Below are 7,733 nucleotides of genomic sequence, written 5' to 3' on the forward strand. Positions count from 1 at the left end.
CTACAAGGGCGGCGACGGCAACGACATCACCCTCGCCTTGGCGCGCAACGACGTCGCGGTCGCCAACGTCGCCACCACCCGCAACCAGTTCGCGACCGCCGGAGCCCTCGATCGGCTGGGCGAAGGCAATGCGCTTGCATGGGCCATGCTGCTCATGACCGACAAGGACGCAGCGCGCCTGGCGCTGGATGCCGCGTCGGGCGAGGTTCATGCCTCAGCCAAGGGGATGCTGATCGAGGACAGCCGCTTCGTCGCCGATGCCGCAACCGCCCGCGTCCGGGCGGCCATGGGCGACGTCGCCGCTCCCGCCATGCCAGTGATGGCTTATGGCGAGGGCGGCCCGGAGCTGGTCGAGGCTGACACCAGCCGTTTCGTCGTGTGGGGGCAGGCTTTCGGCTCCTGGGGCACGGCGAGCGGCGACGGCAATGCCGCCGGCCTCGACCGCTCCACCGGCGGCTTCCTCGCCGGCGCCGACACCGTGATCGGCGAAGCCTGGCGGGTCGGCCTGCTGACCGGCTACAACCACGCCAGTTTCGACGTCGACGATCATGCCTCTTCCGGCTCCAGCGACACCTATCACATCAGCCTTTATGGCGGTAGACAGTGGGACGGCCTCGGCCTGCGCGGCGGCGTCGCCTACAGCTGGAACCGGATCGACACCAGCCGCAACGTCGTCGTTCCAGGCTTCGTCGATGCGCTGACGGCGAAATACGATGCCGGCACCGCGCAGGTCTTCGGTGAGGCCGGCTATCGCCTCGAGACGCGCATGGCTGCCTTCGAGCCCTTCGCCAGTCTCGCCTATGTCAACCTCCACACCGACAGCTTCACGGAAAAGGGGCGCGCCGCCGCACTCACATCCGCTGCCTCGACCACCGAGACCACCTTCACCACGCTCGGCTTGCGGGCCTCGGCCGGCTTCGACCTCGGCGGAATGCAAGCAACCGCGCAGGGTACGCTCGGCTGGCGTCATGCCTTCGGCGACACCACGCCGACCGCAGACATGGCCTTCGCCGGTGGCGACCTCTTCACCATTGCCGGCGTGCCGATCGCTAGGGATACAGCCATCGTCGGGGCCGGGCTCGATTTCCGGATCGCCGACAGCACCACGCTGGGGATCAGCTACTCCGGTCAGTTCGGGAAGAAGGCGGCCGACCAGGGCGTCCGCGCCACGATGCAAGTGCGCTTCTGATTTTTCGGCTTGCCTCAGCCTTCGGCGGGAACCGCTTTCGGCTTGCCCTCGCCATCCAGCGCCACCATGACGAAATCCGCATGGGTGACCTTCTCCATCAGGTCGGAGAGGTAGCGCTGCGCCCAGGCCTCGACCTTGAGCGTCATCGAGGTGCGGCCGACGCGCTCGACATGGGTGTAGATGCACAGCGTGTCGCCGATCTTCATCGGCTTGGCGAACGACATCTCTTTCACCGCCGCCGTCACCACGCGGCCCTTGGCGCGCTCGGCGGCGCGGATGCCGCAGGCCAGGTCCATCTGCGCCATCACCCAGCCGCCGAAAATGTCGCCGGCCGCATTGGCGTCCGAAGGCATGGCCAGGGTGCGCAGCGTCAGATCGCCAAGCGGCCGTCCTTCAGCGTAGTGCACCATGCGAGAAATCCTTCGAGACTGGCTGCCCTCGATCCCGTATCGTCACGGCGCCAGAAGGTCAACGAGCCACGGCATGGCCACAGGCTCGGACTGGCAAAAGACCTGCGACAGCCGGCGCGCGGTGTCGGCAGCCTTTTTGCCGGGCAGCTTTTTCACGATAGGAATTTTTTCTTGACTGGGTGCCCTCAGCTATGGTACATTTTTGCCTATGGTGCTGATTTGCGCCAGTGACCCGCCGCACAGGCGGGTTTTTCGTTTGCTCCGTCAGCCAACACACCGGCGAAGGTTTCCGAGGACCGGTTAACCCGAGTTCGTAGACCCTGGGCATGGCCATGGGACGGCAGTTCGCATCACCCGGCGAAGATCGATCAGAAATAGCGCCTGAGGTTCGTGCGAATGCGATCGAGCACGCTGTTCCCGGAAAGGTCCGGAGAGAACTCCTTGCCGGTGATCGCCTCATAGGCCTGCGCATAGACATGCGAGGCCTGTTCGACGATCTCGGCCGGTATCTCAGGTATCGGGTCGCTGTAGGGGTTGCAGCGCGCCGAGACCCACGACCGGACGAAATCCTTGTCAAAACTCTCCGGCCGGCTGCCGTCGGCGAGCGCCTGTTCGTAGCTCGATGCGATCCAGTACCGGCTGCTGTCCGGGGTGTGGATTTCATCGGCAAGAATGATGGTCCCGTTCCTGTCGGTGCCGAATTCGTACTTCGTGTCCGCCAGGATCAGGCCGCGCTCGGTGGCGCGCTGCTGGCCACGGGCGAACAGCCGCAAAGCGTAGCCGGACACGGTGTCCCACTGCGCCTGCGTGAGAAGACCCTGTTCGAGGATCTCGGCTTTCGACAGCGGCTCGTCATGGCCGCCATGCGCGGCCTTGCTGGTCGGCGTGATGATCGGCTCGGCCAGCTTTTCATTGTCGCGCAGGCCGTCCGGCAGGCGGATACCGTACATGTCGCGGTCGCCGCGCTTGTAGCGCGTCAGGATCGAGGTGCTGGTGGTTCCCGCCAGATAGCCGCGCACGACGATCTCGACCGGCAGGATGTCGAGCCTCGTGCCGACGACGACGTTCGGGTCGGGGTATTCGAGAACATGGTTCGGACAGATATCGGCGGTTTCCTCGAACCAGTAGCGCGCCGTCTGGGTCAGTATCTCTCCCTTGTAGGGGATCGAGGTCAGGATGATGTCGAAGGCACTGAGCCGGTCGGTGACGATGATGATGCGCCGGCCATCCGCCAGATCGTAGTTTTCGCGGACCTTGCCGCTGTAGTGGCCCGGCAGTTCGGGAATGAACGCGTCAGGGAGGGTCCGCATATGATTTCCTGCCTTCCGCAGAGTGGCCAGAGCATAACTCCGAAAAGTTATGCGCCAAGATAGTGCCACCGCATAGGCTGTCGGGACGATAGATATCAAGCGCGATTGTCGGGAATCCCCGCAAACCTGATCGGTTCGACGGTCGCTTTTTTCACAACTGATGCCGGATGGCGCGGCGACTTCGGAATGCCGTCGCGTCTAGGCTGCAGCCAATTTTTCGGAGCCTCCCATTTCCATCATGCAGACCTATGATTTCATCATCGTCGGCTCCGGCTCGGCCGGCTCGGTCCTGGCTGAAAAACTGTCGGCCTCGGGGCGCTTCTCGGTGCTGGTGCTGGAGGCCGGCGGCAGCGACCGCCGCTTCTACGTGCAGATGCCGCTCGGCTACGGCAAGACCTTCTTCGATCCCGGCGTCAACTGGAACTACAAGGCCGAGCCGGACCCGGGGCTTGCCGGCAATGCCGACCACTGGCCGCGCGGCAAGCTGCTCGGCGGTTCGAGCTCGATCAACGCCATGGTCTGGATCAGGGGCGCGCGCGAAGATTTCGATGCCTGGGCCGCCGCCGGCAATCCCGGCTGGGGCTATGACGATCTGCTGCCCGCCTTCAAGGCGCTCGAGGACAACCAGGCCGGCGCGGACCAATGGCGCGGCGTCGGCGGCCCGCTGCATGTCACAGACTGTTCGGGCGCCGTCCACCCGCTGACCAAACGCTATCTCGTCGCCGGCCAGCAGGCCGGCTTGCCCTTCAACCCGGATTTCAACGGCGCTGCCCAGGAAGGCGTCGGCGTCTACCAGATCTCGACCCGCAACGGCCGCCGCATGTCGGCGGCGCGCGCTTTCCTGCGCCCGGCGATGAAGCGCGCCAACGTCCGCGTCGAGATGAAGGCGCTGGCGACCAGGGTGCTGTTCGAGGGCAAGCGCGCCGTCGGTGTCGAATACCAGCAGAACGGCGAGACGAAGTCGGCGCGTGCCGGTCGCGAAGTCATCCTGTCGGGCGGCTCGGTCAACTCGCCGCAATTGCTGCAGCTGTCCGGCGTCGGGCCTTCCGCGCTGCTGAAAGGCCTGGGCATCCGGATGGTCCACGCCAACGAGAATGTCGGCGCGCATCTGCAGGATCATGTCGGCATCAACTACACCTTCAAGGGCAAGCTGCCGACGCTCAACCAGACGCTGCGTCCCTGGTGGGGCAAGCTGCTGGTCGGCATGCAATATATCCTGACCCGTTCGGGCCCGCTGTCGCTGTCGATGAACAATGCCGGTGGCTTCTTCCGCACCGACCCGGCGGCGACGCGGCCCAACATGCAGCTCTATTTCCAGGCATTCTCGACCGTCATTCCCAAGAGCGGCGAGCGTCCCATCCTGACGCCCGACCCATGGCCGGGCTTTTCCATCGGCCTGTCCAACTGCCGCCCGTCGAGCCGTGGCGAGATCATGATCCGCTCGGCCAATCCGCGCGAGTACCCCAGGATAACGGCCAATGCCTACTCCACCAATGCCGATGTCGAGGAGATGCTGGCGGCGGTGAAATTCGTCCGCAAGATCGCCTCGATGCCTGCCATGGCCGAGATCATCGAGGAAGAGGTTTTGCCAGGCCCGTCAATCACTTCCGATGCAGACCTGATTCAGGATTTCAGGAAGCGCTCGGGCACTGTCTATCATCCGGTCTCGACCTGCCGCATGGGGCCCGATCCGGCGCGCGCCGTCGTCGACCCGCGTCTCAAGGTGCACGGCATCGACGGCCTGCGCGTCATCGACGCCTCCATCTTCCCCGACAACATCACCGGCAACACCAACGCCGCCTCGATCATGACCGGTTGGAAGGGCGCCGAACTGGTTCTGGAGGACCAAAAATGAAGATCACGGACGTCAAGACCTGGGTTGTCGACAATCCGCCGCCCGGCATCGGCGGCAAGTATTTCATCTTCGTCAAGTTGACCACCGATGGCGGCGTGGTCGGCTATGGCGAGGCCTACAACGCCACCTTCTCCGCCCATGTTACCGCCCGGATGGTCGAGGACATGGCCGAGCGCTATCTCGTCGGCCGCGATCCGCACGACATCGAGAACTTCTTCCGCCGCGCCTATTCGTCCGGCTTCACCCAGCGGCCCGACGTGTCAGGCATGGGCTGCTTCTCGGCGCTGGAAATGGCCTGCTGGGACATCATCGGCAAGGAGGCCGACAAGCCGGTCTACAAACTGCTCGGCGGCCAGGTGCACGAAACGCTGCGTTCCTACACCTATCTTTATCCGCACACCGGCAGCGTCCACTCCGAGGATGCGCACGGCAAGAACGTCTACAACGACCCCGATCTCGCCGCCGCCTGCGCGCTCGAATATGTCGAACAGGGGTTCAACGCCGTCAAACTGGACCCGGCCGGCCCCTACACCGCCTTCGACGGCCACCAGCCGCGTCTTGTCGATATCGACCTGTCCACCCGCATGATCAAGGCGATCCGCGAGGCGGTCGGCACCCGCGCCGACATCCTGTTTGGCACGCACGGCCAGTTCACAGCGTCCGGCGCGCTGCGCATGGCGCGCGCCATCGAGCCCTATGATCCCTTGTGGTTCGAGGAGCCGGTGCCGCCTGACATGCCCGAAGTCATGGCGCAAGTGGCCCGCGCGACCTCGATCCCGATCGCCACCGGCGAACGGCTGACCACCAAGTTCGAGTTCGCCCGCGTCATCGAGAACCGCGCCGCGACCATCCTGCAGCCGGACCTCGGCCGCTCCGGCGGCATTCTCGAAACCAAGAAGATCGCGGCGATGGCCGAGGCCTACCACATCCAGGTCGCCCCTCACTGCTATTGCGGGCCGATCGTCGGTGCGGCCAACATCCAGCTGGCGGTGACACTGCCCAACTTCCTCATCCTGGAATCGCTGAAGCAGTGGGACGGTTTCCATGCCACGCTCTTGAAGAAGAAGATCGAGTGGCAGGACGGCAACGTCGTCCCCTCGAAGGAGCCCGGCCTCGGCGTCGAGTTGAACGAAGCGGTCTGCGACGCGCACCCCTATACGGGCAAGGACCTGCATCTGCAGATGATGCAGACCCCGCTGATGCCGTGAGCAAGAGCTACGCCTTCATCGGGCTTGGCCATCTCGGCGGAAACCTTGCCGCCAGCCTGATCCGCAACGGCTTTGCCGTCACCGTCCTCGACCGCGATCCGGCCGCCGTCGAGCGCCTGGTGGCGCTCGGCGCCACTGCCGCGAGCAGCCCGGCCGAGGCCGCCGCCTGGGCCGGCAATGCCATCACGTGCCTGCCTTCGCCCAAGGTCAGCGAAGCGGTGCTGGCCGGACCCGGCGGATTGCTGGAGGGCCTACCCCAAGGCGGCACCTGGATCGAGATGTCCACCAACGGCCGCGACGAGATTCTTCGCCTTGCGGCCCTCGCCTCGGCCAGGGGCGTCGAGACGCTGGAATGCCCGGTCACCGGTGGCGTGCATCTGGCGGCGGCTGGCAAGATCACCGCGCTGGTCGGCGGCGATCCAGCGCTCTACGAACGTCATCGGCCGGCCATCGAGGCGATGTGCGCAAAGTCGTTCCTGATGGGTCCGGTCGGCTCGGCGGCGGTGATCAAGGTGATCACCAACATGCTCGCCTTCATCCATCTCGTCGCCGCCGGCGAGGCGCTGATGTTGGCCAAACAAGGCGGGCTCGACCTCGCCCAGTCCTACCATGCCATCTCAGCCTCCTCCGGCAACAGCTTCGTCCACGAGACCGAAAGCCAGCTCATTCTCAACGGCTCCTACGACATCGGCTTCACCATGGACCTGGCGCTGAAGGACCTCGGCTTCGCGCTGGCGATGGGCAGGGAATTCAGACTGCCGCTCCAACTGGCGCCGCTTGTGAGTGAGATTTTCCAGATGGGCAAACAGGAATATGGCGGCAGCGCCTGGTCCACCCAGATCGTCAAATTGCTCGAGGATGCCGTCGATACCGACCTGCGCGCGCCCGGTTTTCCGGCCAAGCTGGAACTCTGACATCAGCCAGTTATCAAGCGATTTCAGGACGTTGGATTGATGGGCGGATTCATCTGAATCAATCTGTCAACGGCTTGATTCAGTATCTGAGCGTCAATGCACCCGGCAGGATCTCGAAGGTCGCGGGTATGCGTCCCGGCGACTCGCCGTCTATATCGACCAGGGCGCCATTCTCTGACGCATCGCCGAGCGGCTCGACCACCACTTTCCTGCCGCGCAGGATGGTGATCGCCGGATGGTTGCGGTGCCGGCCGCCATAGAGCAGCCGGATGTCCCAGATCAGCTTCAGCTTGCCGGCGGCGCGCAGGATGACGATGTCGAACTGCCCGTCGGTCAGGTCGGCATCCGGCGCGATCATCATGCCGCCGCCAAAGAACTTTCCATTGGCGACCGCCACCAGCGCCATGCGCGCTTCGACGGGTGCGCCGTCATCGACCGTGATCCTGACGTCCTGAAAACGGTAGCGGATGAACTCCACCACGGTGCGCCACAGGAACAGTGCCTTGGCCGACATCCTGCCCTTGCGCTTGTCGGCATTGACGGCGCGGTCGGTGGCGCCGGACAGGCCGAGACTGGCGATGTTGATGAAGTGCCGGCTGGCCAGCGCGCCGTGATCGTCGATGTAGCCGATGCGCCCGGCATCGACCTTGCGACCCTTGGCTTCGGCCAACCGCTTCAGCACGGCATCCACCTCTTTCGGCAGGCCGAGCCCGCGCGCGAAATCGATGCCGGTGCCGCACGGCAACAGGCCAAGTTCAGTGATCCGGCCGCTCTCCTGGGCCGCCTGCAGAAGCCCGTCGGCCACTTCGCTGGCGGTGCCGTCACCGCCGGCCGCAATCACCAGATC

At 64.8% G+C, this 7,733-nt stretch carries 7 protein-coding genes; 4 read left to right on the plus strand and 3 right to left on the minus strand.

Annotated elements, in window-relative coordinates; translation table 11 throughout:
- On the plus strand, positions 1-1,189 hold a 1,189-nt coding region (locus EN884_RS17515; RefSeq protein ID WP_128360653.1), incomplete at its 5' end, for an autotransporter domain-containing protein.
- A gap of 14 nt (positions 1,190-1,203) precedes the next feature.
- Here the strand turns inward: EN884_RS17515 and EN884_RS17520 are convergent.
- Both EN884_RS17520 and EN884_RS17525 read right to left on the minus strand, forming a co-directional pair.
- A complete protein-coding gene (locus EN884_RS17520; protein ID WP_013530049.1) occupies positions 1,204-1,599 on the minus strand; it encodes a hotdog domain-containing protein in 396 nt (131 codons plus the stop codon).
- 368 nt (positions 1,600-1,967) lie between these two features.
- Positions 1,968-2,909, minus strand: coding sequence for a phosphoribosylaminoimidazolesuccinocarboxamide synthase (locus EN884_RS17525; protein WP_063168821.1), 942 nt, complete (start codon positions 2,907-2,909; stop codon positions 1,968-1,970).
- A 238-nt stretch (positions 2,910-3,147) separates the two neighbouring features.
- Here EN884_RS17525 and EN884_RS17530 point away from each other — a divergent pair, with 238 nt between their 5' ends.
- From EN884_RS17530 to EN884_RS17540, 3 genes are read left to right on the plus strand one after another with little or no spacing between them, the layout of a single operon-like run.
- Entirely contained in the window at positions 3,148-4,764 is a 1,617-nt protein-coding gene (locus EN884_RS17530) for a GMC family oxidoreductase N-terminal domain-containing protein (protein WP_063168822.1), read from the plus strand.
- Entirely contained in the window at positions 4,761-5,972 is a 1,212-nt protein-coding gene (locus tag EN884_RS17535; protein ID WP_063168823.1) for a mandelate racemase/muconate lactonizing enzyme family protein, read from the plus strand. The genes EN884_RS17530 and EN884_RS17535 overlap by 4 nt, the downstream gene beginning before the upstream one ends.
- Positions 5,969-6,886: an NAD(P)-dependent oxidoreductase gene (locus EN884_RS17540; protein WP_063168824.1), complete on the plus strand. Its 918-nt coding sequence runs from the start codon at positions 5,969-5,971 to the stop codon at positions 6,884-6,886. Before EN884_RS17535 ends, EN884_RS17540 begins: the two co-directional genes overlap by 4 nt.
- A gap of 79 nt (positions 6,887-6,965) precedes the next feature.
- Here the strand turns inward: EN884_RS17540 and EN884_RS17545 are convergent.
- Positions 6,966-7,733, minus strand: a 768-nt coding sequence (locus EN884_RS17545) for a diacylglycerol kinase family protein (RefSeq protein WP_164895034.1), incomplete at its 5' end; no start/stop codon positions are given.

The organism is Mesorhizobium sp. M7A.F.Ca.AU.001.01.1.1 (assembly GCF_004022735.1).
In the GTDB taxonomy this organism is placed as follows: Bacteria; Pseudomonadota; Alphaproteobacteria; order Rhizobiales; family Rhizobiaceae; genus Mesorhizobium; species Mesorhizobium ciceri.

Bases quoted from the DNA above. Each gene is read 5' to 3' on its own strand.
- EN884_RS17525 (WP_063168821.1), bottom strand. From the start codon at position 2,909: ATGCGGACCCTCCCTGACGCGTTCATTCCCGAACTGCCGGGCCACTAC.
- EN884_RS17535 (WP_063168823.1), top strand. From the start codon at position 4,761: ATGAAGATCACGGACGTCAAGACCTGGGTTGTCGACAATCCGCCGCCC.
- EN884_RS17520 (WP_013530049.1), bottom strand. From the start codon at position 1,599: ATGGTGCACTACGCTGAAGGACGGCCGCTTGGCGATCTGACGCTGCGC.
- EN884_RS17530 (WP_063168822.1), top strand. From the start codon at position 3,148: ATGCAGACCTATGATTTCATCATCGTCGGCTCCGGCTCGGCCGGCTCG.